Below are 22,988 nucleotides of genomic sequence, written 5' to 3' on the forward strand. Positions count from 1 at the left end.
TCTCTCCCGGTCCGGCGTCAGTTCTTCTTCTCGAACTCGAACTGCGGTGCCGCCGGTTCGCTCTCGCTCTGCTGCGGCACGTTGAGGTCCAGCGAGCCCGCGCTGGAGCCTGGCGCCGATGCCGGTGCCGTCGGTGGCGGCACGTTCTCCGCGCCACCCCCGCCCCCAAGCGGAATGCTGATCTCCGCCGAGTTGCTGTGTTTCATCGACCCCTTGTCGAGGAACATCGTCACCATGCCGGGCCAGAACATCACCAGCAGCACCATGATCATCTGCAGGCCGACCCAGGGCAGCGCGCCCCAGTAGATGTCCGAGCTCTTGACTTCCTTCGGCGCGATGCCGCGCAGGTAGAACAGCGCGAAGCCGAACGGCGGGTGCATGAACGACGTCTGCATGTTCACGCACAGCATCACGCCGAACCAGACCAGCGCGGCCGTGGCCGCCGCTTCGGGGTTGCCGCCCATCGAGTCCGCGACCACCGGGGCCAGTACCTTGACGGCGACCGGCGCGAGCATCGGCACGACGATGAACGCGATCTCGAAGAAGTCCAGGAAGAACGCGAGGAAGAAGATGAACAGGTTCACCACGATCAGGAAGCCGATCCAGCCGCCCGGCAGCGAGGTGAACAGGTGTTCGACCCATGCCCCGCCATCGACGCCCTGGAACACCACCGAGAAGCAGGTGGAACCGATGAGGATGAACACGACCATCGCGGTGATGCGCGCGGTGGACTGGTAGGCATCCACGATCAGCAGGCGCAGGTCGGTCAGCTGGCCCGCGCGCAGCAGCAGCCAGACCACCACGAGGTAGGCCACGGCCAGCGGAATGCGGAACGCGTGCGAACCGAACGCAAACACGCCGACCGCGGCGGCCACGAGCGTCGCGGCAATACCGATGCGGTAGATGTTGCGGTCGATACGGTTGAAGCCCTTGTCGCGGATGACGGCCAGCACCAGCGCGCCGACGGCGCCCATCGCGCCCGATTCGGTCGGCGTGGCGATGCCGAGCATGATCGTCCCGAGCACCAGGAAGATCAGCACCGCGCAGGGAACGATGCCGCGCAGGCACTTGGCCCACAGCGCCCACCCGCGCAGCGTGCGCGCTTCCGCGGGCACGGGCGGCAGCCAGTCCGGCTTGATGCGCGTAAGCACGAACGTGTAGAGCGCGAACAGCGCGATCTGCACGACCGACGGCCCCCATGCGCCGAGGTACATGCTGCCGACGTCTGCACTGCCGGCCGGCGTCTTGAGCTGGTCCGCCAGCACCACGAGCACGAGCGACGGCGGCACCAGTTGCGTGATGGTGCCCGACGCGGCCAGCACGCCGGTGGCGTACTTCATGTTGTAGCGGTAGCGCATCATCACGGGCAGCGAGATCATCGCCATGGCGATGACCTGCGCGGCCACGGTGCCGGTAATCGCGCCGAGGATAAAGCCGACGATGATCACCGAGTAGCCGAGGCCGCCGCGCACGGGGCCGAACAGCTGGCCCATCGAGTCGAGCATGTCCTCGGCGAGCCCGCATTTCTCGAGGATCGCGCCCATGAAGGTGAAGAACGGGATCGCGAGCAGCAGTTCGTTGGCCAGCACGCTGCCGAACACGCGGGTCGGCACGGCCTGCAGGAACTGGAGCGGGAAGTAGCCCCATTCGATGGCAAGAAAGCCGAACGCGAGACCGACGGCCGACAGCGAGAACGCCACCGGGAAGCCGATCAGCATGAACAGCACCAGGCCGCCGAACATCAGCGGCGGCATGTACTCCAATGGAATCATTGCACGGGCCTCTCGTATTTCGATTCGATGCGCACGAGGCCCTTGAGGGCGGCAAAGCGCTTGATGAGTTCGGAAATGCCTTGCAGCGTGAGGAAGGCAAAGCCGAGCGGTACCACGAGCTTGATGGGGTAGCGGGGGAGGCCGCCCGAGTTACCCGATTGCTCGAGGATGCGCCACGAGGGCATGAACAGCGAATCCCACGCCAGCCACGTGAAGAGGATGGTCGAAGGCAGCAGGAACACGACAATGCCGAAGATGTCGATCCAGTGCTGCGCGCGTTCGGACACGTTGCCGTAGATCAGGTCCACGCGCACGTGCTCGTTGCGCTGGAACGTGTACGACGCGCCGAACATCACCGCGACGGCGAACATGTACCACTGCAGTTCGAGCGGCCAGTTGTCGCTGAGATTGAAGCCGTAGCGGAGCAGGGCGTTCCCTGCGCTGATCAGGCACGACAGCAGGATCATGATGTTTGCAAGCCTGCCCGTGTGCTGATTCAACCTGTCGATCTGCCGTGACAGACCAAGCAAGTAGTTCATGGGTTGTCTCCCCCGTATTTTGCGGCGATTAGTGTATCTGTAACAAAATGCTGCGGCGCTCCGTAGTTGTACCTATCGATGGCGTGCGCGCAACGGACAGACATGAAAAAAGCCGCCGGAGCTTTCGCTCGGCGGCTTTTTGTTGCGCAGGCTTACGCGAAACTTACGACGATGGCGAGAGGCTCGCGCGCGCCGCCTTGATCGCCGCCCGCACCTGATCGGGAGCAGTGCCGCCGATATGATTGCGCGAGGCCACCGAGCCTTCGAGCGTCAGCACCGCATGCACGTCGTCACCGATCAGCGAAGCCTTGTCGCCAAGGCCCGACGCGTCGCGGAGCTCGGCCACCGTGAGGTCGGCCAGATCGCACTGCCGCACGTCGCAGGCGCGCACGGCGTGGGCCACGGCCTCGTGCGCGTCGCGGAACGGCAGGCCGCGCTTGACGAGGTAGTCGGCCAGATCCGTCGCCGTGGCATAGCCCTGCAGCGCGGCCGCGCGCATGGCATCGGGCTTGACCGTGATGCCGGGCACCATGTCCGCGAAGATGCGCAGCGTATCGACGACCGTATCGACGGTGTCGAACAGCGGTTCCTTGTCTTCCTGGTTGTCCTTGTTGTACGCGAGCGGCTGGCCCTTCATCAGCGTGAGCAGGCCGATCAGGTGGCCGTTGACGCGGCCGGTCTTGCCGCGCGCCAGCTCGGGCACGTCGGGGTTCTTCTTCTGCGGCATGATCGAGCTGCCCGTGCAGAAACGGTCCGCGATATCGATGAAGCCGACGCGCGGGCTCATCCACAGCACGAGTTCTTCCGAGAAGCGCGAGACGTGCGTCATCACGAGCGCGGCGGCCGCGCAGAATTCGATGGCGAAGTCGCGATCGGACACCGCGTCGAGCGAGTTGCGGCACACGCCGTCGAAGCCGAGCTGGCTCGCGACGAATTCGCGATCGATCGGATAGCTCGTGCCGGCCAGCGCGGCGGCGCCCAGCGGCAGGCGGTTGACGCGCTTGCGGCAGTCGGCCATGCGCTCGGTGTCGCGCGTGAACATTTCCACATAGGCCATCAGGTGGTGGCCGAACGTCACGGGCTGGGCGACCTGCAGGTGCGTAAAGCCCGGCAGGATCGTATCGGCGTTCTGCTCGGCGAGGTCGAGCAGCGCGCCGCGCAGGGCGCCGAGCAGCCCGATGATGTTGTCGATTTCGCTGCGCAGCCACAGGCGGATGTCGGTCGCTACCTGATCGTTACGCGAGCGGCCCGTGTGCAGGCGCTTGCCGGCGTCGCCGACCAGCGCGGTCAGGCGTGCCTCGATATTCAGATGGACGTCCTCGAGGTCGAGCTTCCACTCGAACGCGCCAGACTCGATCTCGCCACGGACCTGCGCCATGCCGCGCTCGATCTCGGCACGGTCGGCCTCGGCGATGATGCCCCGCTTCGCCAGCATGGCCGCGTGGGCCAGCGAGCCCTGGATATCGAACAGCGCGAGGCGCTTGTCGAAGAAGACCGAGGCGGTATAACGCTTCACGAGGTCGGATACCGGCTCCGAGAAGCGGGCGGACCAGGCTTCGCCTTTCTTGGCAAGTTGGGAAGTCATGACGGCAGGGCGCAAAAACGGGAAACCGCGATTATAAGCCGAGGCGGCCTCCCGGCTGGCGTCTTGTCCCGATGCGACCGCTGGCCCATGCCGGCGCGTGTGACGAAAGCTACTCTCCGCAGGTGTCGAAGTAGACGGCGCCGTCGCGCACGAGCTTCCGCAGCGTCCGCAACCCCCCAAGCATCTCCACGCAATCGGAGCAATCCTCGAGATGATGTTCGAGCCGGACGCTGTCCCCCGCGCCGATTTCCCCGTCCGCACACACCTCCAGCAACTGGCGGGCTTCGTTACAGTTCATGGCGTGGAACTCCGGAGCAGGACGATGGTGGCGGCGAGCTGGCGCCGCGCGCGGGAGAGCGTGGCTTGCACGGCCTCGCGGGAGCTATCGGTGACGGCGGCGATGTCGCGGTAATGGAGTCCCTCGAGCTCGCGCAGCACGATGGCCTCGCGCGCCGCAACGGGCAGCCGTTCGAGCGCGGCCTGCACGAGGGGGAGATCCTCTTCGCGCAGACGGAGCATCGGATCGCCCGCGCTGGGCGTGCCGAGATCCAGCGTATCGCGCTCGGGCATGGCGGGCTGCCGCGCGCGCCACGTCGCGTGGACCATGGCCAGCAGCCATGTGCGGGGCCGCTCGCCCTGAAAGCCGCCGATGGCTTGCTCGGCATGGCGCAGCGATGCGTGCGCGAGGGCATCGGCGTCCTGCGCATTGCCGCACAGCCAGCGCGCGAGATTGTGCGCGGCATCCGCGTGCGGCAGCACGAGCGCGTCGAAACGGTTGGTCCGGGCGGACGACGTGGATGATGCAGACGAGGCAGACTGGACAGTCTGGTGAGACCACAGGCTCATGCGCTAACCCTCCCGCCGTCGGCATGACGGCGGGCCCAGTGTATCCGCGGCCCTTCCATTGCGCATCGACTTTCTGTCATGCGCCTGCCGCATCAATCGGGGTTCGACTCCGCGAGAGGCCGGTCGTGCGGGGCATGCGGCGATGCTGCACCGCCGCGAGCCAGGCGCGCGGCTTCGTGTGCTTCCGCACGCGCGGCCTTGCGCCGCATGTACCAGTAGTGCGCGCGATCGAGGTACAGGTAAACCACAGGTGTCGTGAACAGCGTGAGCAACTGCGAGACCAGCAGCCCGCCGACCATCGCGTAGCCGAGCGGGCGGCGCAGCTCGGAGCCCGCGCCGTGGCCGAGCATCAGCGGCAGGCCCGCCAGCAGCGCGCACATCGTGGTCATCATGATCGGGCGGAAGCGCAGCAGGCACGCTTCGTAGATGGCCTCCTGCGGCGTCAGTCCGCGTTCGCGCTCGGCCTGCAGCGCGAAGTCCACCATCATGATGCCGTTCTTCTTGACGATGCCGATCAGCAGGATCACGCCGATCAGCGCGATGACCGTGAAGTCGTAGCCGCCGAGCAGCAGCACGAGCACCGCCCCCACGCCGGCCGACGGCAGCGTCGAGAGAATCGTCAGCGGATGGATATAGCTCTCGTACAGCAGGCCCAGCACGATATAGACGGCGATGAGCGCCGCCGCGATCAGATACGGTTGCGAAGCCAGCGAGGCCCCGAACGCCTGCGCGGTGCCCTGGAACGCGCCCGAGAGCGCGGTGGGCTTGCCCATGGCCGCGAGCGCCTGGTTGATCGCGGTCACCGCGTCGCCGAGCGACGTGCCCTGCGACAGGTTGAACGAGATCGTCACCGCGGGGAACTGCCCCTGATGGCTGATCGACAGATACGACGTGCGGCCCGTGTCGATGCTCACGAACGCGGATAGCGGCACCTGCTGGCCCGTGATGGGCGAGGTCACGTAGAGCTTGTCGAACAGGCGCGGGTCTTCCTGCAGTTTCGGCGTGGCTTCGAGAATCACGTGATAGCTGTTGATCTGCGTGAAGTACTGCGCCACTTGCCGCTGGCCGATCGCGTCGTACAGCGTGGCGTCGATGAGCGCGGGCGTGATGCCGAAGCTCGAGGCGCGCGCGCGGTCGATCGTGATCATCGCGGCCGCCGCGGCGTTCTGCTGGTCGGACGCCACGTCGGCGAGTTCGGGCAGTTGCCGGAAGCGCTGCAGGATGCGCGGCGCCCAACTGTTGAGTTCGGCGAGGTTGGCGTCGGTCAGCGTGAACTGATACTGCGTGCGCGACAGCCGGCCGCCCACGTTGATGTCCTGGCCCGCCTGCAGGAACAGGTTGGCGCCTTCCACCCTGGCCAGCTTCGGCCGCAGGCGCGCGATGACCTCGTCGGCGGTGGCCGTGCGGCCCTCGTCCTTCGGCTTCAGCGAGATAAAGAAGTTGCCCGTGTTGACGGTGTTCTGGCCGCCCGTCATGCCCACCGCGGCCACATCGGGATCCGCGCGCACGACGTCGGCCAGCGCGACCATGCGCGCATTCATCGACTTGAACGATGCGTCCTGCGCGGACTCGGCAAAGCCGAACAGGAAACCGGTGTCCTGCTGCGGGAAGAAACCCTTGGGGATATACAGGAACAGCGCCACGGTCGCGGCCACGGTCAGGATGAACGCGCAAAGCGTGAGGAACTGGTGGCGCATCACGCGATCGAGCCCGTGCCGGTAGGCGTTGAGCATCGCGTCGAAGCCGCGTTCGAACAGCTGGAACAGCTTGCCGTGCTGCTCGGTGTGCCCGGGCGTATGGGGCTTGAGGAAGCGCGAGCACAGCATTGGCGTGAGCGTCAGCGAGACGATGACCGACACCGCGATCGTCAGCGTGACCGTCACCGCGAATTCGCGGAACAGCCGTCCGACGATGCCGCCCATCAGCAGCAGCGGAATGAACACGGCCACGAGCGACACCGAGATGGAGATGATCGTGAAGCCGATCTCGGCGGCGCCCTTGAGCGCGGCCTCCATGGGCGCCATGCCGTCCTCGACGTGGCGGTAGATGTTCTCGAGCATCACGATCGCGTCGTCCACGACGAAGCCCACCGCGATGGTCAGCGCCATCAGCGAGAGGTTGTCGCGCGAGTAGCCGAGCATGTACATGCCGCCGGCGGTGCCGAGCAGCGCGAGCGGCACCGTCACGCTCGGGATCAGCGTGGCGGGCAGGTTGCGCAGGAACATGAAGATGATCATCACGACGAGCGCGATGGTCAGCACGAGCGTGAACTCGACGTCCGCTTCCGACGCGCGGATGTTCTGCGTGCGGTCCGCGAGCACGTTGACCTGCACCGACGCCGGGATCGACGCGCGCAGCTTCGGCAGCGCGGCCTTGATGCTGTCCACGGTGGCGATCACGTTGGCGCCGGGCTGCTTGGTCACCGCGAGGATGATCGCGCGGCCATTGTGGATGGTGGCGTCCTCGGGCACGGCCGCGCCCGCGAAGCCCCAGCCCGCGAGCTTGGCGTTCTCGGGGCCGTCGATCGCCACGCCCACGTCGCGCACGCGCACGGGAGCGCCGTTGCGGTACGCGAGCACCATGTCGTTCCACGCGGCGGCCTTGGTGAGCTGGTCGTTCGTGTAGACGTTGAACGCCTTGTTCGGCCCGTCGGTGCTGCCGGTGGGCGCGTTGACCGTGGTCGAGGCGATCACGCCGCGAATGTCCTCGAGGCTCATGCCGAGCGCCGAGATCTTGCCCGGGTCCACCTGGATGCGCACGGCCGGCTTCTGCTGGCCGCCGATATTGACGAGGCCGACGCCCGCGATCTGCGAGATCTGCTGCGCGAGGATGTTGTCCGCGTAGTCGTTGACGGCCGTGAGCGGCAGCGCGTCGGACTGCACCGCCATGACGAGGATCGGCGAGTCCGCGGGGTTGATCTTGCGGAACGAGGGCGGGCTCGGCAGGTTGGTCGGCAGCTGGCCGCCGGCCGCGTTGATCGCGGCCTGCACGTCCACGGCGGCGGCGTCGATGCTGCGGTTCAGGTCGAACTGCAGCGTGATCTGCGTGCTGCCCTGCGCGCTCTGCGAGGTCATCTGCGACAGTCCCGCGATCAGCGAGAACTGGCGCTCGAGCGGCTGCGCGACGTTCGACGCCATCGTTTCGGGGTTGGCGCCGGGGAGATTGGCCGTGACCTGGATCGTCGGGAAGTCGACCTGCGGCAACGGGGCGATGGGCAGCAGCGGCCAGGCGGCCACGCCGACCAGCAGCAGCGCCAGCGCGAGCAGCGACGTGCCGATCGGGCGCTTGATAAAGGCGGCGGAAATACTCATGAGCGGGGCGTGGCGGCGGTAGCGGTGGATTCGACGATCTTTGCGCCGGCGCGCAGCTTGTACTGGCCTTCGGCGACGACGCGGTCGCCCGCGGCGATGCCCCTGGCGATGACTGCGCGGTCGCCCTGCAACTCGGCGACATCGACGGGCTTCATCGCCACGGTGTCGTCGGCCTGCACTGCATAGACATACGTGCCCGCATCGTTGCGCTGGATGGCGGAAGAGGGCACCGTGATCGCCTGCGTGCGCTGGCCCAGTACGAGGCGCGCATCGACGTACTGGCCCGGCCACAGTGCATGGGTCGGGTTCGGAAAGCGCGCCTTGAGCTGGATGGTGCCGCTCGTGGTATCGATCGTGTTGTTCACGAGAATCAGCTTGCCCTCGCCGAGCCGCTTGCCGGACTCGCGCTCGTTGGCATCGACGGCCAGTGTGGTGGTGTCGTCGTGCGTGGCGTCATGAATGCGCGACACCGCTTCTTCGGGCAGCGTGAACACCACGTCGATGGGATCGATCTGCCGGATCACGACGAGACCCGTGGTATCGGTCGCGTGGACGATATTGCCGGGATCGACGAGGCGCGCGCCGACGCGGCCGGCCAGCGGCGCGGTGATCGTCGTGAAGTCGAGCTGCACACGCGCGAGCGCGATCTGCGCGTCGTCGTTACGCACCGCGGCTTCGAGCTGCGCCACCGTTGCGCGCTGCGTATCGAGCGTCTGCTGCGTGGTCGCGTTTTCCGTGATCAGCCCCTGGAAGCGCGTGAGGTCCAGCTTCGCGTTGGCGAGGTTGGCCGCGTCGCGCGCGCGCGTGGCCTGCGCCTGCTGCAACTGCGCCTGGAACGTGCGCGGGTCGATGCGCGCGAGTACCTGTCCCTGCTTCACGTCCTGCCCCTCGACGAAGCCCACGCTCTCCAGCTGTCCGTCGATGCGCGGCTTGACCGTGACGGTCTGCATCGCCTGCACGGTGCCGACGCCGACGAGGCCGATATCCACGTCCTGCGCCTGTGCGCGGGCCGTGGTCACCCCGACGGGCGGCGTGGGGGGCTTGCCCGGCTTGGGCGCGAACACGCGCGTGGCAACGTACCCGCCCACGCAGACGAGGAGGATCGCCGCGATGGCGATGCGTGCGCGGGCGTGCTTGTGAGGTCGGGCTGCGGCGGTCATGGCAAGGGATCGGTTGGTATGCGGGGCGTATGAGAGCGGCGCGCGGTTCAGCGCTGGGCGGCGACGGCCGGTGCGTCGTGGGTAGTCATCGGCGGTGGAGACCGCAATGCATCGGTCTGCCATCCGCCACCGGTCGCCTTGACGAGTGCAACGCTGGCCGCGAACGCGCGGCCGCGCAGCGTGATGGCCGTGCGCTCGTTGGTCAGCGCCAGCTGCTGCGCGGTGATGACGGTCAGGTATTGCGCGGTGCCGGCGCGGTATTGCGCGAGCGACACGCGCTCGGCGCGCCGCGCGGCATCCACCGCGCGGTCTTGCACCACCACTTCCTGATCGAGCACACGCAGCGCGGACAGGCTGTCTTCCACTTCCTGCAGGCCCGAGAGCACGGTCTGGCGGTATGCGGCCGCGCTTTCATCATAGGCCGCGACGGCCTGATCGTTGCGCCCGCTGCGCAGGCCGCCGTCGAAGATGGTCTGCGCGAGGCCCGCGCCCAGCGACCATACCCGGCCCGGCGCGATAAACCAGTTGGCAAGGTTCGCACTGCTGCCGCCGCCCGATGCGGACAGCGTCAGCTGCGGGTAGTACGCGGCGCGCGCCACGCCGATCTGCGCATTGGCGGCCGCCATCCGGCGTTCGGCGGCGGCGATATCGGGACGGCGTTCGAGCAGCGTGGACGGCAGGCCCGGCGGCGGCGCGAGCAGCCGCATCGTGACCGGCGTGCCGGGTGCGGCCTGCGCGAGCGCGAAGGCGCCGGGCGCATGGCCCGTGAGCACGGCCAGCGCATGTTCGAGTTGCGTGCGCTGGACGTCGAGGTCGATGCCCTGCGCGCGCGCGGATTCGAGCGTGACCTGTGCCAGCGACACGTCCGCATCGGTGGCGATGCCCGCGCGGAACTGGCTCTGCGTGAGCTTCAGCGACTCCTCGTCGGCGGCGACCGTGCGCGCGAACAGATCCTTGAGCACGTCGGTCGTGCGCAACTGGACGTAGTCCTGCGCGACCTCGGCCTGAATGGCGAGCCGCGCGGCGGCCAGGTCGGCCGCCGTGGCCTGCTCGGTGTCGCGCGCGGCTTCCACGGCGCGGCGCACGAGGCCCCACAGATCGACTTCCCAGCTGGCATCGAGCAACGCGGCATGGCTGTTCGACACGGCCGGCACGCCATTCGACGACGCGCGGCCGCGGCCCGTCGAGACCTCCGCGCCGAGCGTCGGGAACAGCCCGGCCCGCGCCTGCTGCGTGAGCGCGCGCGCCTGCCGATAGCTCGCTTCCGCCTGCCGTAGCGTCTGATTGGCCGCCATGGCCGCATCGACGAGTCCATTCAGGGTCACATCGCCATAGGCGGTCCACCAGTCCTGGTTCGGATCGATGCTGGCCGGCTGCGCGACCTTCCACTGGTCGTCGGGCGGCGGCACCTCGCGCCAATTGGCCGGTAATTGCTGGTCGGAGAGCGTAGGCTTGACGTAGTCGGGGCCGACCGTGCATCCGGAGAGCGCCGCCAGCGCGGCGAGCGCGAGCGTGGTGAGGGTGGCGGCAACGGCGGCGCGCGCGGCACCTGGTGGGGGAGCGGTCATTGGCGGACTCTGTCGGTCGGGCTTGACGGGCAAGCAGGCGCGCGACGGTCTGCTCGGGGCAGCCATCGCGGACAGATTCACTGTAAGCCTCGCGGGGGTGCCCGTGTATGTCCGGTTACACGTGGCGTATTACGGTGTGTTTCTCCGTATTACGCCATGTTTCGCACTTGGTACCGAGTCGCTTCCCACGCGCTTTCCATGGGCTTTCCAACGAGGAGACATGACGATGCCAGCATTGCACGACCATCGCTATCCGAACGAATCGGCCGACTACCGCGCCGCGCGCGACGCGCTGCTCGAGGCCGAAATCGCGCTGCGCCGCCAGACCGAAGCCGTGGCCGCGATGCGCCGCGCGCTGCCGCCGGGAGGGCGCGTCGAGGAAGACTATCTGTTCGAGCAGGCCATGCCCGGCCAGCCGGGGCAGGTGCGGCTCTCGGAACTGTTTGCGCCGGGGCAGGACACGCTGGTGCTCTACAACTTCATGTACGGACCGAACATGAAGCAGGCCTGCCCGTCGTGCACGTCGATCCTCGATGCGATCGACGACGTGGTCCCGCACGCGCGCCAGCGCATCGGCTTTGCCGTGGTGGCCCGTTCGCCGCTGGAGCGCCTGCTCGCCTATGCCCGGCAGCGCGGCTGGGCACACATGCGGCTGCTGTCGTCGGCCAATAACGCGTACAACGCCGACTACCATGGCGAAACCGCCGAGGGCGCCCAGATGCCGATGCTCAACGTGTTCACCCGCCGCGACGGGGAACTGCGCCATTTCTACGGGACCGAGCTGATGTTCACCAAGGGCGAGGACGGCCAGGATCCGCGCCACGTGGATCCGATCTGGCCGCTCTGGAGCCTGCTGGACTACACCCCGGAAGGCCGGGGCGACTGGCGGCCGGCGCTGAATTACTGACTTCCCACGTGAATGTTTCAAGACATTAGGGAAAACCCGTATCAAGTTCCTGCCTTGAAAAGGACATACCCCGTCCTTATAATTAGCACTCGTCGGGCCTGAGTGCTAACAGCATTCACCCGCAGGTACGTGAAGCGTGCCAACCCCTTCCCGATGGAAACCTGATGGTCGTCCGGATGTTCAAGACTGGACGGCCATTTGTGGATCAAAACTCACTTTTTTGTATTAGGAGTCCGTATGAATCTGCGTCCCTTGCACGACCGCGTGATCGTGAAGCGTCTGGACAACGAAACCAAGACCGCGTCCGGCATCGTGATTCCCGATAACGCCGCGGAAAAGCCCGATCAGGGCGAAGTGCTGGCCGTGGGCCCCGGCAAGAAGGACGACAAGGGCAACTCGATCGCCCTCGACGTCAAGGTGGGTGACCGCGTGCTGTTCGGCAAGTACGCCGGCCAGGGCGTGAAGGTGGATGGCCAGGAACTGCTGGTCATGCGCGAAGAAGACATCATGGCCGTGGTGCAGAAGTAATTTTTTCGCATCCACCTCGTACAGCATCAGGAGAATCAGAACATGGCAGCAAAAGACGTAGTGTTCGGCGACGCCGCCCGTGCCAAGATGGTCGAAGGCGTGAACATCCTCGCCAACGCAGTGAAGGTTACGCTGGGCCCGAAGGGTCGTAACGTGGTGCTGGAGCGCAGCTTCGGCGGCCCGACCGTGACCAAGGACGGTGTGTCCGTGGCCAAGGAAATCGAACTGAAGGACAAGCTCCAGAACATGGGCGCGCAAATGGTCAAGGAAGTGGCTTCCAAGACCAGCGACAACGCCGGTGACGGTACCACCACCGCAACCGTGCTGGCCCAGTCGATCGTGCGCGAAGGCATGAAGTTCGTGGCCGCCGGCATGAACCCGATGGATCTGAAGCGCGGCATCGACAAGGCCGTGGCCTCCGCCGTGGAAGAGCTCAAGAAGCTGAGCAAGCCCACGACGACCAGCAAGGAAATCGCTCAGGTTGGCGCCATCTCGGCCAACAGCGATGCATCGATCGGCGAGCGTATCGCCGAAGCGATGGACAAGGTCGGCAAGGAAGGCGTGATCACCGTGGAAGACGGCAAGTCGCTGGCCGACGAGCTGGAAGTCGTGGAAGGCATGCAGTTCGACCGCGGCTACCTGTCGCCGTACTTCATCAACAACCCGGAAAAGCAGGTTGTTGCACTGGACTCCCCGTTCGTGCTGCTGTTCGACAAGAAGGTGTCGAACATTCGCGACCTGCTGCCGGTGCTGGAGCAAGTGGCCAAGGCTGGCCGTCCGCTGCTGATCATCGCTGAAGACGTCGAAGGCGAAGCCCTGGCGACCCTGGTGGTGAACAACATCCGTGGCATCCTGAAGACCGCCGCCGTCAAGGCTCCGGGCTTCGGCGACCGCCGCAAGGCCATGCTGGAAGACATCGCCATCCTGACCGGCGGTACCGTGATCGCCGAAGAGATCGGCCTGACGCTCGAGAAGGCTACCCTGCAAGACCTGGGTCAAGCCAAGCGCATCGAGATCGGCAAGGAAAACACCATCATCATCGACGGTGCTGGCGACGCATCGGCCATCGAAGGCCGCGTGAAGCAAATCCGTGCCCAGATCGAAGAAGCGACCTCGGACTACGACCGTGAAAAGCTGCAAGAGCGCGTGGCCAAGCTGGCCGGCGGTGTTGCCGTGATCAAGGTTGGCGCTGCCACCGAAGTCGAAATGAAGGAAAAGAAGGCACGCGTGGAAGACGCGCTGCACGCAACCCGCGCTGCCGTGGAAGAAGGCATCGTCCCCGGCGGTGGTGTTGCACTGCTGCGCGCTCGCGCTGCCATCTCGGGCCTGACGGGCGACAACGCCGATCAGAACGCCGGTATCAAGATCGTGCTGCGCGCGATGGAAGAGCCGCTGCGCCAGATCGTGCTGAACGCCGGTGAAGAAGCCTCGGTCGTCGTGGCCAAGGTCATCGAAGGCAAGGGCAACTACGGCTACAACGCGGCCTCCGGCGAGTACGGCGACCTCGTGGAAATGGGCGTGCTGGACCCGACCAAGGTGACCCGCACCGCGCTGCAGAACGCCGCTTCGGTGGCGTCGCTGATGCTGACGACCGACTGCGCCGTGGCGGAAACGCCGAAGGAAGAATCGGCGCCGGCAATGCCGGGCGGCATGGGTGGCATGGGCGGCATGGAAGGCATGATGTAATTTGCCTGACAGCCGGCCTCCATCGGCCTGCTTCAAGAAAAACCCCCGCGGGTGCGAACCCGCGGGGGTTTTTTCATTGGCGTGCGGTTATTGCTGCTGGAGCTGGACCGGCGCGCCGGGCTTGCCGTCGGCCTGCGGCGCCACCATCAGGTAGCGGCGCTTGTCGGTCGCAGGATTGGTCGGCGCGTGGGTCGGCGCGTGGGTCGGCGCGTGGTCCGGCGTCACCACCTGGCGGATCGGGCCGATCGAATTGACGATGGCCGAGCCCGCGGGATTGGTCATGAACGACGCGAGCGGCTGCACGTTGCCGCTGCCGTCGGCGTTGTCGGCCAGCGCGAGCACATACGGCGCCTTGGGCTGCAGACCCGTCACCGATGCCTGCAGCACCTGCACGAGGCCCTGATCGAACAGCGAGACGCTGGTAGGGGCCGCGGCCGCGCTGGCACCGGCCGGCGCGAGCGTCAGATGCGAGACCTGCCCGGCCACGCCGAGCGGCTGCAGGTTCTGCGTGCCGTCGCCTTCGGGCACCGCCTCTGGCACGTAGGCGATGGCCTGCGGCGCCTGGCCGATCGGCACATTGGCGACCACGCGCTGCGTGGCGGTATCGATCGCGGCAAGCGCGTCCGCGTTCTCGAGGCCCACATAGATGCGCGTGCCATCGGCCGAGGGCCACACGCCGTGCGGGAGCTTGCCGACCGGAATCGTCGCCACCTGCGAGAAGTCGTCGGTGCGGAAGACCTTGACCACGTTGAGGCCGCCGACGGTGATATAGGCGAACGTTCCGTTGGGCGTGCGCGCGAAGTTCACATGGTTGGTGATCGGGCCGGTGTCGATCGTCCGGATCGGCGCGAACGGCGGCCTGGCATCGAACACCTGCGTGCGGCCCACATCCTTGAGCGTGAACCAGACCTGCGTGCCGTCCGGCGAGGCGGCGATATTCGGGCAGAACGGGCTTTCCTGCTTCACGGTGCCGACGATCTTGTGATCGGCCACGGAGACGACCTTGGTCTCGGGATTGAACGACGAGCAGATATAGCCGTACTTGCCGCCGGGCGAGAAGATCTGCATGCCGGGGCCCGCCGGCGTGACGATGCGCGTCTTCTCTTCGAACGTGTTCGCATCGAGCACGGCCACGTAGTTCTCCCCGCGCACGGTGACCCAGACCTCCTTGCCGTCTGGCGTGTAGAAGGCCTCGTGCGGCGAGCGGCCGACGTAGGTCGTGTGCTTGACCGTATTGGTCTGCGTGTCGATGAACGTGACCGAGTTGGAGCCGATGGATACCACGGCGAGCGTGCGGTGGTCGGGGGAGAAGCCCATGCCGTGCACGAGCACCTGCCCGCGATAGAGCGGGCTGAAGTTGCCCGGGGACGGATCGCCGAGGCGGATTACGCCAAGCAGGCGGTTATCGGCGGGGTCCGTGACCGATACCGTGTTCGAGAACTGCTCGGCCGCGTAGAGACGGTCGCGGTGGCTGATGGGAATGTCGGCGGCGCTGGCTGCGCCCGGGGCCTGGCCGGCCCAGGCGGTGGCGGCGGTGGCGGTGAGGGCGATGCCAGCGGCGAGCGCGGCGGCGAGGCGGGTAAGCGGGTGATGTGTCATCGGGGCTTGGGTCGTTGGGATGTATGGGTGTGCAAGAGGACGCGTCAGTCGTGATGCGACATGGACATCGCGTGGGAATGCGTGCCCGATGGCGCGGTGGCGGCCGCCGGTGCCGCGGTCGGAGCCGACCCACCCGGCGCGGTAGGGGCCGGGGCCGATGGCGGGGCCGGCTGGCCGAGCGCGAGCTGCATGGCGGCGATCTCCTGCTGCTGATCGACGATGATTTCCTGCGCGATGCGCCGCAGCTGCTCGTTCTTGCCATGGCGCAGCACGGCCTGCGCCATCTCGATGGCACCCTGATGGTGCGGCGTCATCATGGCGACGAAGTCGCGGTCGATGTCGCCGGTGGGCTGGATGTCCATGTCTTTCATCATCCTGGCCATGGCGGCATCGTTCTCGGCGATGAAAGCCGCCTCGCCGGCGGGCGGCGCCGCAAAGGCAGGAAGGACGACAAGCGGCGTCAGCAATGCCAGCAGGCCCAGCAGGCTTCGCGGCCGTCTTGTTCTCGGGGCTGGCGCTGTCGGGACCGGTGCTGTCGGGACTGGTGCTGTCGGGACTGGTGCTTTCGGGCCTGATGCGTTCGCGCGTCGTGGCATGGGATCTCTCCATCGGGGTTGTTGCCGGGTATACACGGCCGCCACGCGCTTATTCCGCCACGTGGCGCAAATAAAAAATTTGCCGGCACGCTGGAATAAACTCGCGGCTGCCCGTGTATGCCTCGGGTAAGGGCGGCTCGATGCCGCCGCCAACGGAAACCGACGATGAACATCCGGGATGTCCTGATCGACCATGTGCCGCGGCTGCGCCGCTACGCGCGTGCGCTGATCCAGAACCGGGAACTGGCCGACGATCTCGTGCAGGACACGCTCGAACGCGCGCTCGGCCATGCGCACCAGTACCGGCCGGACGGCGATGCGCGCGCATGGCTGTTCGCGATCATGCATAACGTCCACGCCAACCAGGCGCGGCGGGCATCCGCGCGCGCGCCGCATGTGGCGATGGAGGGCGATGTGCTCGATGCCGCCATCGACGCTGCGGGGTTTGCCGGCCTGGCGGGGACCCCCGACGGCCAGGCGCGCGCGCTGGAGTTGCGCGACCTCGACGCGGCGCTGGCAAAGCTGTCGGCCGAACAGCGCGAGGTGGTGCTGCTGGTCGGTCTGGAGGACATGAGTTATGCCGAGGTGGCGCAGACGCTCGGCATTCCGCTGGGCACCGTGATGTCGCGCCTGTCGCGCGGACGCGAACGGCTGCGCGCGCTGATGGCGGGAGAAGCCGGCGACCTCGGGCAGGGCGCCGCGACGAAACTGAGGGTGGTGCGATGAACGACGAACGACCAACGGGCCCGGCCGACGCGGCCATCGGCGAACTCGAACTGCATGCCTATGTCGATGGCGAGCTGTCCGCCGAGCGGCGGGCGGCCGTGGAGCGCGCGCTCGAGTCCGATCCGGTGCTCGTGGCGCGCGTGGACGACTACCTTGCGCAGAAGCGCCTGCTGCATGCGCGATACGACGCCGTGCTCGACGAGGCCGTGCCGCGGCGATTATGGCCGGCCGCCAATGCGCGGCGCCGGTCGCGGATGACCGTGGCGTTTGCGATGGCCGCGATGCTGGCGCTCGGCGTAGGGATCGGCATCGGCATGGGTGGCGTCATGGGCGGCGTCATGAGCGGCGGGCCGTCGTCGCGCGTGGTGGTGGCGTCGCAGGGCGGCGACGCCTCGTCGGGCTTCGCGCGCCGCGCGGCGCTCGCGCATGTGGTGTTCATGCCCGATATCGTGCGGCCGACGGCGATGGATGGCGGGCACGAGCAGGACTTCGTGAACTGGCTCGCGCAGCGGCTCGGGACCGATGTGCATCCGCCGATGCTCACGCGCAGCGGGTTCGAACTCGTGGGCGGGCGGCTGCTGCCCGATGCCAATGGCGATGTCGCCCAGTTCATGTATCGCGATGCGCAGGGGCAGCGGATCACGCTATGCGTGTCGCGGCGCAAGGCGGACAGTGGCACGACCGCGTTCCGGCTCTATCAGGATGGGTCCGTCAATGTGTTCTACTGGATCGATGGCGATTTCGGCTATGCCGTATCGGGCGGCATCGGCCGCGACGTGCTGCTCGAGTTGTCGCACGACGTGCATGAGCAGATTGCGAACAGGAAGCGTTAGCCGGCGCTTCAGCGCTCTCCGACGCTTCAGCGCTGTCCGATTCAGATCTCCACGACGTAGTTCCAGTCGAACCGCGGGTTCTCCATCTCCCCCGTCCGCCGCGACCGGTAGCCGCGCGGGTTGCAGACCACACGGGCATCGTCGATGCGGTAGTCGAAGCCCGTATGCGTATGCCCATGCACCCACAAATCTGTCTGCATGACCAGGTCCGGCCGTTGCGAGAGGAAGCCCGCCGACACGATATCGTGCGCATAACGCGCATCGAGGCTGCCGATATCGGGGCCGTGATGCGTGACCACGACGGTCTTGCCGTCGAACGGCTGCGCGAGCGTTGCCTCGAGCCATGCCGTCGCGCGCCGGTGCCGGGCCAGCGCATCGGCGGGCGTAAAGCGCCGAAGCGTCCCGTCTTCCGAAGCCGTGTGGATCAGCCGATGGTCCACCATGACGCTCGCGCAGGCCGCCATCGCGTCGTCGAAGCGCGCCGCGCCGAACAGCTGGTAGTCGGTCCACCACGTGGTGCCGATGACGCGCACACGCGTCCCGTCGCGATCGGCAAATTCCGCCACCCCCTCGTTGAGCACGATCACATGGCCGAACTCGGCCGACGCGGCCGCGAGCTGCCGATCGACCAGCGCGAAATTGCTCTCGTAGTACTCGTGATTGCCCGGCACATAGACCACGGGCACGTCGAACGTGCGCGCGGCCCAATCGACGCCCTCGCGACCGTTGGCGATATCGCCGGCGAGGATCACGAGATCCGCGTCGCAGGTGGGCACGTCCTGCGGCATGTCGTGCTCGAGGTGGAGATCGCTGAGCAGGCGCAGCTTCATGGGCAACTCCCGGATGCGTGAAGGATCAGGCATCCGATTCTCCCACAGCTATTTGGAAATGCGCAGGATCTCCGAGGCCAGTTTCGCGAAGCAGGGACGCAGGTCGTTGATCGTGGCCGCGTAGCAGTACACGCCACTTGTCTGCTTGTTGTTGTAAGACGGGGCGTCTGGGGTATTGGCCATGTTCCGCAGCAGATCCGCGTCGAAGCCGCCGTTGCCGTCGAGGCCGAGCGTGAAGATATACACGCCCGCGTCGCGCATGGACGACGCCATGGCCAGCGGTACGTTGGCCGCCGCGTTGTAGACATTGCGCGCGAGATTGTTGCCGTTGGTGGCGGCCGTCACCGTGTTGGGCTTGCTGCCGACGATCAGGAACTCGGTATCGTTCGCGTTGTGCACGTTGTAGTAGGTGGGCATCTGCGTCGGCGCCTTGTTGCCATTGACCGCGTCGCAGTTGCCGCCCATGGTCGAGTTCTGCTTGTCGAACGTGTAGTAGCCGCTCGGCGTCGCGGTGGGGGAAGACGCCGTGATGCCGCCCGCGCAGGTGCGATTGCCGTTGAGCTGGTACGTGGCCGCGATCGTATTGGGCCGCCCGTCGGAGAAGAACACCACCACGCGCAGGCTCGACCGGTTGGTCTGCAGAATGCTGTTGAGCTGCGCGCGTGCCTGCCAGAGCCCCTCGGCATAGTTCGTGTTGCCGCCGTTGCTCATATTGGTGATGGTCGTCTGCATCGTGGGCCGGTCGAAGCCCCGCTGCGACGTGCGGATGGGAATGTCCGTGAGGCCACCCGATGAAAAATGTACGAGGCCCACGCGATCGGTCGTCGGGCTGAACTGGTTCAGGAAACTGTTGGCATTGGACCGCACGGTGCTCCAGACCGGACCCATCGAGCCCGACGAGTCGATCACGAAGATCATGTCGAGGTCTTTGCGGATCGTCGTGGACGTGGCCGCGACCGCGACGTTGTTGAAGCCGAGGACCTTGAGCAGCGTGAGGGGCATCGTGCTCGTGGCGGAAACCGAAATCGTGACCTTGCCCTGTTCGAACTGCACGGTCGGGGTGTTGAGCGACGGCGTGCCGCGCAGATAGCCGTTGGCGAAGTTCGCGTGGAAGAAGTCGGAGGCGGCCTGCTGTGCCGAGGCGGTCTGCTGGGCCTGCGTCGTGCCGTTGGTGACGGCGCGCGCGGCGGCCACGGCGGCCGAGTCCACGGCAGCGTTGAGGCGCGCCTTGGTGACGTACGCCATGCCGGCGTCCACCGCCAGCCCGACGATGCCCGCGAGTCCGATCATCGTCAGCGCGGCGATGATCGTGATCTGGCCTTGCTGACGTGCATGTCGTGGGGAGAGGGGTTTCATGGTGCCTCCTGCCGCTTGGCTTCGCTCAGAACACCGTCGAGGAATACAGGTTGGGGCCGAGCGTCGGCATCCGCAGCGTGCCGATGCCCAGACCCTGGAAGAACATGTTGAAGCTGTAGTACGACTCCACGACCCAGATGACCTGCCCGTCGGCGATCTTGCCGGGCATCGTGTTGGCGGTGGGCGAGCCGGTGCCGGGCGAGGGCAGGCTCGAACAGCTGCCGTCGTTGCCCCAGCGGCTGCAGCTGCCGTACGTCTTGCTGGCGGGCGCGCTGCCGCCCATGCTCCAGCCGCCCGTCCAGCGATATTGCTCGAGCACGATATTGCGGACCGTGCAGTTGGTGCCGGACTTGTTGCAGTTCTCGGCATTGCCCATCACCTTGGTCACGTAGATCATGCCGCGCCGGCCCATATCGAGCGGCGGCGTGGTCTGCGCGAGCGAGTTCATGATGACCTGCGGCGTCTGCGAACTGCGCGAGGCCAGGCTGGCGCCTTCGCGCGTGAGGTTGACGAGGATGAGGTTGGCCTGGATCGCGCGGGCGAAGTCGATGACGGGCAGCGTGAGGAATACGAAGATCGGCATCAGGATCGCGAACTCGATCACGGCGATGCCGCGTTGCGTGCCACGCTGGGTCCGGAGGGTGCGTGCGTGAGTCATCAGAAGGCCTCGTTGCGCATGGTGGCCGCCACGCGAAAGCGGTACTTGCCGCCGGTGGAGGTGTAGAACGCGGCCACGACGGGGGTGAGCAGCGGCCAGTTGCAGGTGACCTCGATGATCACGATGTCGCCGGCCGAGCCGAACATGCCCGCGCCGCTGGCCTGCGAGGTACCGTTGACCCGCGTGGTGACCTGCGCGCCGGACATGTCGTACACCCCGAGCGAACTGTCGTGGATTTTCTCGAGCACGGCGCGATAGCGCTGCTGGCTGCTCGTGTTGGGGTCGAGGTTGGTCTGGCCCGTCACCGCATAGCGCGCGCCTTCGCGCACCGCGTGCTGCATGGTGAGGTTGGCCCACATCATCGCGCTGAAGTCGATGATGGAAAAGAACGTGAGGAAGAACAACGGGGCCACGAGCGCGAACTCGACGGCGCTGGCGCCACGCGTGCGAGCGCGACGAAGGATGCGGGCAGTCATGGGAATCCCCCCTTTGCATGGCAGCGTGGGCGGCTATCCGCCCTGTCCCATCATGAACGGCATGAGCGCGCGATAGAACTGCAGCGCTGGCGAGCCGAGCAGTACGACCATCAGCGACGGAAAGATAAAGAAGATGAGCGGGAACAGCAGCTTGACCGCGATCTTCGCCGCGCATTCCTCGGCGCGCTGTCGGCGCCGTGTGCGCAGCGTATCGGCCTGCACGCGCAGCGACTCCGCGATGCTCGTGCCGAAGCGGTCCGCCTGAACGAGCATGCTGACCAGCATGTCCACGTCATCGACGTCCGTGCGCAGCGCGAGATTGCGCAGTGCCTTTTCGCGCGAGAGGCCGGCGCGCAACTCCAGCACCAGCAGTTCGAGCTCTTCGCCCAGCGCGCCGCGCTGGCTGCGCAGTTCCTCCACCACCTTGAGCAGCGCCGCGTCGAGCGCGAGGCCCGCCTCCACGCAGACCGTGATCAGGTCCAGCGCATCGGGGAACGCCTCGAAGATTTCCTGCTTGCGCTGGCGGATGCGCCGGCGCAGGACGAGGTCCGGCAGGTAGAAGCCCGCGATGGCCGCGGCGAGCATCGCGATGGGCAACAGCCGCGGGTTGTCCTCGCTGACCACACCGCCCGTGGCGAGGAACACCGCAAGCGGGAAAGCAAGTGCCAGCGCGGTCTTGGCCGCGAAGTAGACGGGAATCGCCGCGGGGCTGCGCCAGCCGGCGTTCATGAAGCGCGTGCGCAGCACCGAGCCGTCCCAGCCTTCCTTCGGCACGGCGAGCTTCGCGAGGGGCTTCGATGCCTGCGCGAGCCGTTGCAGCCATTCGTCCTGCAGGACCGACGGCGTGTCGTCCTCCCCGGCCGTGGCGCGCGAAGCCTCCTGGATGCGCTTGCGCATCGCATCGGGCTGGAGCAGCAACATCGCCGCGAGCGCCGCGCCAAAGGCCAGCACGAACGTCAGCACCAGTACCGCGATCTGTTCGACTTTCATGTCGCTCTCCTCATGGCGATCTCCCGGTGTCTAGATATGGATCCGCACGATCCGGCGCATCCACACGAGTCCCAGCGCCATCAGCAGCAGCGCATAGCCGACGATCCACGGTCCGGCCGGATCGTTGCGCAGCGGCTTGAGAAAGCCGGGGTTCACGAGGTACATCGCGCCCGCCAGCCCGAACGGCAGCAACGCGAGGATGATGCCGGACAGCCGCCCCTCGGCCGACAGCACGCGCACCTGGCCCATGAGCTTCATGCGTTCGCGAATGATGTAGGCGACGTTGCCGAGAATCTCGGCCAGATTGCCGCCCGACTCCCGCTGGATCAGCACCGCGATGACGAGGTAGCGCAGGTCGGGCAGCGGCGCGCGCTCGGCCAGGTTGGTCAGTGCATCGTGCATCGAGGCGCCGTAGTTGATCTCGTCGAACGTGGTGCGGAACTCGGCGCCGAGCGGATCGGACAATTCGGCACCGGCCATATCGAGCGCGCTCGAGAACGAGTGGCCGGCGCGCAGCGCGCGGCTGATCATGTCCGCGGCCTCGGGCAACTGCATCTCGATGCGTGCGAGCCGGCGCGCGCGGCGGCGCTGCACGTGCCAGAACGGCAGCACGAGCCAGCCGAGGCAGGCGACGGTCAGCATGAGGTCGGGCACGCCCAGCAGCCGGCCCAGCAGCCACAGCGCCACCGGCGGCAGGAACGTGATGGTCGTGAACGTCGAGACGTTCCACCGCAGCCCCGACTGCATCAGCATGCGGTCCAGCGCGTGGATGCGCGGCATGCGCTCGAGCAGCGCCGCGACGAATGGCGAGCGGCTGAACGCGCGGTCCTTGACGATGGAGCCGGCACCGTTGCCGTCTTCCTGCCAGCTCGCTTCCGACACTGCGCGCAGGCGGCGGTCGAAGCGGCGCGCGGCCGCGCTATGGCGGCGCATCCACCATTGATAGCCGAGCGCGAGCATCACGACGATGGCGATGAAGAGCGACAGCGCGAAGCCGATCAGCGTGTTGTCCATGGCGGTCT

22 protein-coding genes are annotated in these 22,988 nt (G+C 66.8%); 6 read left to right on the forward strand and 16 right to left on the reverse strand.

Translation table 11 applies throughout. The features are described 5' to 3' along the window. Nucleotides 1-17: 17 nt before the first annotated feature. From AAHB16_RS07980 to AAHB16_RS08015, 8 genes are all read right to left on the reverse strand, one after another. On the reverse strand, nt 18-1,772 hold the full coding sequence (locus AAHB16_RS07980) for a TRAP transporter large permease (protein ID WP_150370903.1): 1,755 nt from the start codon (nt 1,770-1,772) through the stop codon (nt 18-20). Then, nucleotides 1,769-2,311, reverse strand: coding sequence for a TRAP transporter small permease subunit (locus tag AAHB16_RS07985; protein WP_150370904.1), 543 nt, complete (start codon nt 2,309-2,311; stop codon nt 1,769-1,771). The genes AAHB16_RS07980 and AAHB16_RS07985 overlap by 4 nt, the downstream gene beginning before the upstream one ends. Nucleotides 2,312-2,474: 163 nt before the next feature. Beyond that, nucleotides 2,475-3,896 (reverse strand): argininosuccinate lyase, encoded by a 1,422-nt coding sequence (gene argH / locus AAHB16_RS07990; protein WP_342050573.1) that lies wholly within the window; start codon nt 3,894-3,896, stop codon nt 2,475-2,477. Nucleotides 3,897-4,005: 109 nt separating this feature from the next. After that, the gene (locus tag AAHB16_RS07995) at nt 4,006-4,194 is read right to left on the reverse strand and encodes an anti-sigma factor family protein (protein WP_150370906.1); all 189 of its coding nucleotides are present in this window, start codon (nt 4,192-4,194) and stop codon (nt 4,006-4,008) included. After that, a complete protein-coding gene (locus tag AAHB16_RS08000; RefSeq protein ID WP_150370907.1) occupies nt 4,191-4,742 on the reverse strand; it encodes a sigma-70 family RNA polymerase sigma factor in 552 nt (183 codons plus the stop codon). The genes AAHB16_RS07995 and AAHB16_RS08000 overlap by 4 nt, the downstream gene beginning before the upstream one ends. Nucleotides 4,743-4,834: 92 nt before the next feature. After that, the gene (locus AAHB16_RS08005; protein WP_342050574.1) at nt 4,835-8,053 is read right to left on the reverse strand and encodes an efflux RND transporter permease subunit; all 3,219 of its coding nucleotides are present in this window, start codon (nt 8,051-8,053) and stop codon (nt 4,835-4,837) included. Beyond that, on the reverse strand, nt 8,050-9,213 hold the full coding sequence (locus AAHB16_RS08010) for an efflux RND transporter periplasmic adaptor subunit (protein WP_342050575.1): 1,164 nt from the start codon (nt 9,211-9,213) through the stop codon (nt 8,050-8,052). Before AAHB16_RS08010 ends, AAHB16_RS08005 begins: the two co-directional genes overlap by 4 nt. Nucleotides 9,214-9,260: 47 nt before the next feature. Further along, nucleotides 9,261-10,781, reverse strand: a complete 1,521-nt coding sequence (locus AAHB16_RS08015; protein ID WP_150370910.1) for an efflux transporter outer membrane subunit — start codon at nt 10,779-10,781, stop codon at nt 9,261-9,263. Between the two features lie 226 nt (nt 10,782-11,007). Between AAHB16_RS08015 and AAHB16_RS08020 the strand changes: the two genes are divergently transcribed. From AAHB16_RS08020 to groL, 3 genes are all read left to right on the forward strand, one after another. Then, on the forward strand, nt 11,008-11,688 hold the full coding sequence (locus tag AAHB16_RS08020; RefSeq protein WP_223851382.1) for a DUF899 family protein: 681 nt from the start codon (nt 11,008-11,010) through the stop codon (nt 11,686-11,688). Between the two features lie 237 nt (nt 11,689-11,925). After that, complete coding sequence (groES, locus tag AAHB16_RS08025; protein WP_109580319.1) at nt 11,926-12,216, forward strand: co-chaperone GroES; 291 nt, start codon at nt 11,926-11,928, stop codon at nt 12,214-12,216. 42 nt (nt 12,217-12,258) lie between these two features. Then, nucleotides 12,259-13,902 carry a chaperonin GroEL gene (gene groL, locus AAHB16_RS08030; protein ID WP_150370912.1) on the forward strand — a complete coding sequence of 548 codons (1,644 nt, stop codon included), beginning with the start codon at nt 12,259-12,261 and terminating at the stop codon, nt 13,900-13,902. A gap of 87 nt (nt 13,903-13,989) precedes the next feature. On the opposite strand, the gene AAHB16_RS08035 is transcribed toward groL, so the two are convergent. Both AAHB16_RS08035 and AAHB16_RS08040 read right to left on the reverse strand, forming a co-directional pair. Beyond that, entirely contained in the window at nt 13,990-15,501 is a 1,512-nt protein-coding gene (locus tag AAHB16_RS08035; protein WP_342050576.1) for a YncE family protein, read from the reverse strand. Nucleotides 15,502-15,545: 44 nt separating this feature from the next. Then, the gene (locus tag AAHB16_RS08040; protein WP_342050577.1) at nt 15,546-15,968 is read right to left on the reverse strand and encodes a DUF305 domain-containing protein; all 423 of its coding nucleotides are present in this window, start codon (nt 15,966-15,968) and stop codon (nt 15,546-15,548) included. Here AAHB16_RS08040 and AAHB16_RS08045 point away from each other — a divergent pair. The 3 genes from AAHB16_RS08045 to AAHB16_RS08055 all read left to right on the forward strand — a co-directional run bounded on the left by AAHB16_RS08045 (nt 15,968) and on the right by AAHB16_RS08055 (nt 17,656). Continuing rightward, a complete protein-coding gene (locus tag AAHB16_RS08045) occupies nt 15,968-16,171 on the forward strand; it encodes a hypothetical protein (RefSeq protein ID WP_342050578.1) in 204 nt (67 codons plus the stop codon). The two genes, AAHB16_RS08040 and AAHB16_RS08045, sit on opposite strands and share 1 nt — an antisense overlap. A gap of 91 nt (nt 16,172-16,262) precedes the next feature. Then, nucleotides 16,263-16,823, forward strand: a complete 561-nt coding sequence (locus AAHB16_RS08050; protein WP_342050579.1) for an RNA polymerase sigma factor — start codon at nt 16,263-16,265, stop codon at nt 16,821-16,823. Next, nucleotides 16,820-17,656: an anti-sigma factor family protein gene (locus AAHB16_RS08055; protein ID WP_342050580.1), complete on the forward strand. Its 837-nt coding sequence runs from the start codon at nt 16,820-16,822 to the stop codon at nt 17,654-17,656. The genes AAHB16_RS08050 and AAHB16_RS08055 overlap by 4 nt, the downstream gene beginning before the upstream one ends. Before the next feature lie 41 nt (nt 17,657-17,697). Here AAHB16_RS08055 and AAHB16_RS08060 read toward each other — a convergent pair whose 3' ends face one another. From AAHB16_RS08060 to AAHB16_RS08085, 6 genes are read right to left on the reverse strand one after another with little or no spacing between them, the layout of a single operon-like run. Beyond that, nucleotides 17,698-18,486, reverse strand: a complete 789-nt coding sequence (locus tag AAHB16_RS08060) for a metallophosphoesterase (RefSeq protein ID WP_342050581.1) — start codon at nt 18,484-18,486, stop codon at nt 17,698-17,700. A 48-nt stretch (nt 18,487-18,534) separates the two neighbouring features. Beyond that, nucleotides 18,535-19,842, reverse strand: a complete 1,308-nt coding sequence (locus AAHB16_RS08065) for a vWA domain-containing protein (protein WP_150370917.1) — start codon at nt 19,840-19,842, stop codon at nt 18,535-18,537. A 25-nt stretch (nt 19,843-19,867) separates the two neighbouring features. Further along, nucleotides 19,868-20,500 carry a TadE/TadG family type IV pilus assembly protein gene (locus tag AAHB16_RS08070; protein WP_342050582.1) on the reverse strand — a complete coding sequence of 211 codons (633 nt, stop codon included), beginning with the start codon at nt 20,498-20,500 and terminating at the stop codon, nt 19,868-19,870. Further along, nucleotides 20,500-20,976, reverse strand: coding sequence for a TadE/TadG family type IV pilus assembly protein (locus AAHB16_RS08075; RefSeq protein WP_150370919.1), 477 nt, complete (start codon nt 20,974-20,976; stop codon nt 20,500-20,502). Before AAHB16_RS08075 ends, AAHB16_RS08070 begins: the two co-directional genes overlap by 1 nt. Nucleotides 20,977-21,009: 33 nt before the next feature. Then, nucleotides 21,010-21,966 carry a type II secretion system F family protein gene (locus AAHB16_RS08080; RefSeq protein ID WP_342050583.1) on the reverse strand — a complete coding sequence of 319 codons (957 nt, stop codon included), beginning with the start codon at nt 21,964-21,966 and terminating at the stop codon, nt 21,010-21,012. A 30-nt stretch (nt 21,967-21,996) separates the two neighbouring features. After that, complete coding sequence (locus AAHB16_RS08085) at nt 21,997-22,980, reverse strand: type II secretion system F family protein (protein ID WP_150370921.1); 984 nt, start codon at nt 22,978-22,980, stop codon at nt 21,997-21,999. Between the last annotated feature and the right edge of the window lie 8 nt (nt 22,981-22,988).

It is taken from the genome of Cupriavidus sp. OTU4054, from assembly GCF_038440175.1.
In the GTDB taxonomy this organism is placed as follows: Bacteria; Pseudomonadota; Gammaproteobacteria; order Burkholderiales; family Burkholderiaceae; genus Cupriavidus; species Cupriavidus pauculus_D.

What these genes read in the sequence shown, in the direction of transcription:
- AAHB16_RS07980 (WP_150370903.1), bottom strand. Translation starts at nt 1,772, where the DNA reads ATGATTCCATTGGAGTACATGCCGCCGCTGATGTTCGGCGGCCTGGTG.
- AAHB16_RS07985 (WP_150370904.1), bottom strand. Translation starts at nt 2,311, where the DNA reads ATGAACTACTTGCTTGGTCTGTCACGGCAGATCGACAGGTTGAATCAG.
- argH (WP_342050573.1), bottom strand. Translation starts at nt 3,896, where the DNA reads ATGACTTCCCAACTTGCCAAGAAAGGCGAAGCCTGGTCCGCCCGCTTC.
- AAHB16_RS07995 (WP_150370906.1), bottom strand. Translation starts at nt 4,194, where the DNA reads ATGAACTGTAACGAAGCCCGCCAGTTGCTGGAGGTGTGTGCGGACGGG.
- AAHB16_RS08000 (WP_150370907.1), bottom strand. Translation starts at nt 4,742, where the DNA reads ATGAGCCTGTGGTCTCACCAGACTGTCCAGTCTGCCTCGTCTGCATCA.
- AAHB16_RS08005 (WP_342050574.1), bottom strand. Translation starts at nt 8,053, where the DNA reads ATGAGTATTTCCGCCGCCTTTATCAAGCGCCCGATCGGCACGTCGCTG.
- AAHB16_RS08010 (WP_342050575.1), bottom strand. Translation starts at nt 9,213, where the DNA reads ATGACCGCCGCAGCCCGACCTCACAAGCACGCCCGCGCACGCATCGCC.
- AAHB16_RS08015 (WP_150370910.1), bottom strand. Translation starts at nt 10,781, where the DNA reads ATGACCGCTCCCCCACCAGGTGCCGCGCGCGCCGCCGTTGCCGCCACC.
- AAHB16_RS08020 (WP_223851382.1), top strand. Translation starts at nt 11,008, where the DNA reads ATGCCAGCATTGCACGACCATCGCTATCCGAACGAATCGGCCGACTAC.
- groES (WP_109580319.1), top strand. Translation starts at nt 11,926, where the DNA reads ATGAATCTGCGTCCCTTGCACGACCGCGTGATCGTGAAGCGTCTGGAC.
- groL (WP_150370912.1), top strand. Translation starts at nt 12,259, where the DNA reads ATGGCAGCAAAAGACGTAGTGTTCGGCGACGCCGCCCGTGCCAAGATG.
- AAHB16_RS08035 (WP_342050576.1), bottom strand. Translation starts at nt 15,501, where the DNA reads ATGACACATCACCCGCTTACCCGCCTCGCCGCCGCGCTCGCCGCTGGC.
- AAHB16_RS08045 (WP_342050578.1), top strand. Translation starts at nt 15,968, where the DNA reads ATGCCAGCAGGCCCAGCAGGCTTCGCGGCCGTCTTGTTCTCGGGGCTG.
- AAHB16_RS08050 (WP_342050579.1), top strand. Translation starts at nt 16,263, where the DNA reads ATGAACATCCGGGATGTCCTGATCGACCATGTGCCGCGGCTGCGCCGC.
- AAHB16_RS08055 (WP_342050580.1), top strand. Translation starts at nt 16,820, where the DNA reads ATGAACGACGAACGACCAACGGGCCCGGCCGACGCGGCCATCGGCGAA.
- AAHB16_RS08060 (WP_342050581.1), bottom strand. Translation starts at nt 18,486, where the DNA reads ATGAAGCTGCGCCTGCTCAGCGATCTCCACCTCGAGCACGACATGCCG.
- AAHB16_RS08065 (WP_150370917.1), bottom strand. Translation starts at nt 19,842, where the DNA reads ATGAAACCCCTCTCCCCACGACATGCACGTCAGCAAGGCCAGATCACG.
- AAHB16_RS08070 (WP_342050582.1), bottom strand. Translation starts at nt 20,500, where the DNA reads ATGACTCACGCACGCACCCTCCGGACCCAGCGTGGCACGCAACGCGGC.
- AAHB16_RS08075 (WP_150370919.1), bottom strand. Translation starts at nt 20,976, where the DNA reads ATGACTGCCCGCATCCTTCGTCGCGCTCGCACGCGTGGCGCCAGCGCC.
- AAHB16_RS08080 (WP_342050583.1), bottom strand. Translation starts at nt 21,966, where the DNA reads ATGAAAGTCGAACAGATCGCGGTACTGGTGCTGACGTTCGTGCTGGCC.
- AAHB16_RS08085 (WP_150370921.1), bottom strand. Translation starts at nt 22,980, where the DNA reads ATGGACAACACGCTGATCGGCTTCGCGCTGTCGCTCTTCATCGCCATC.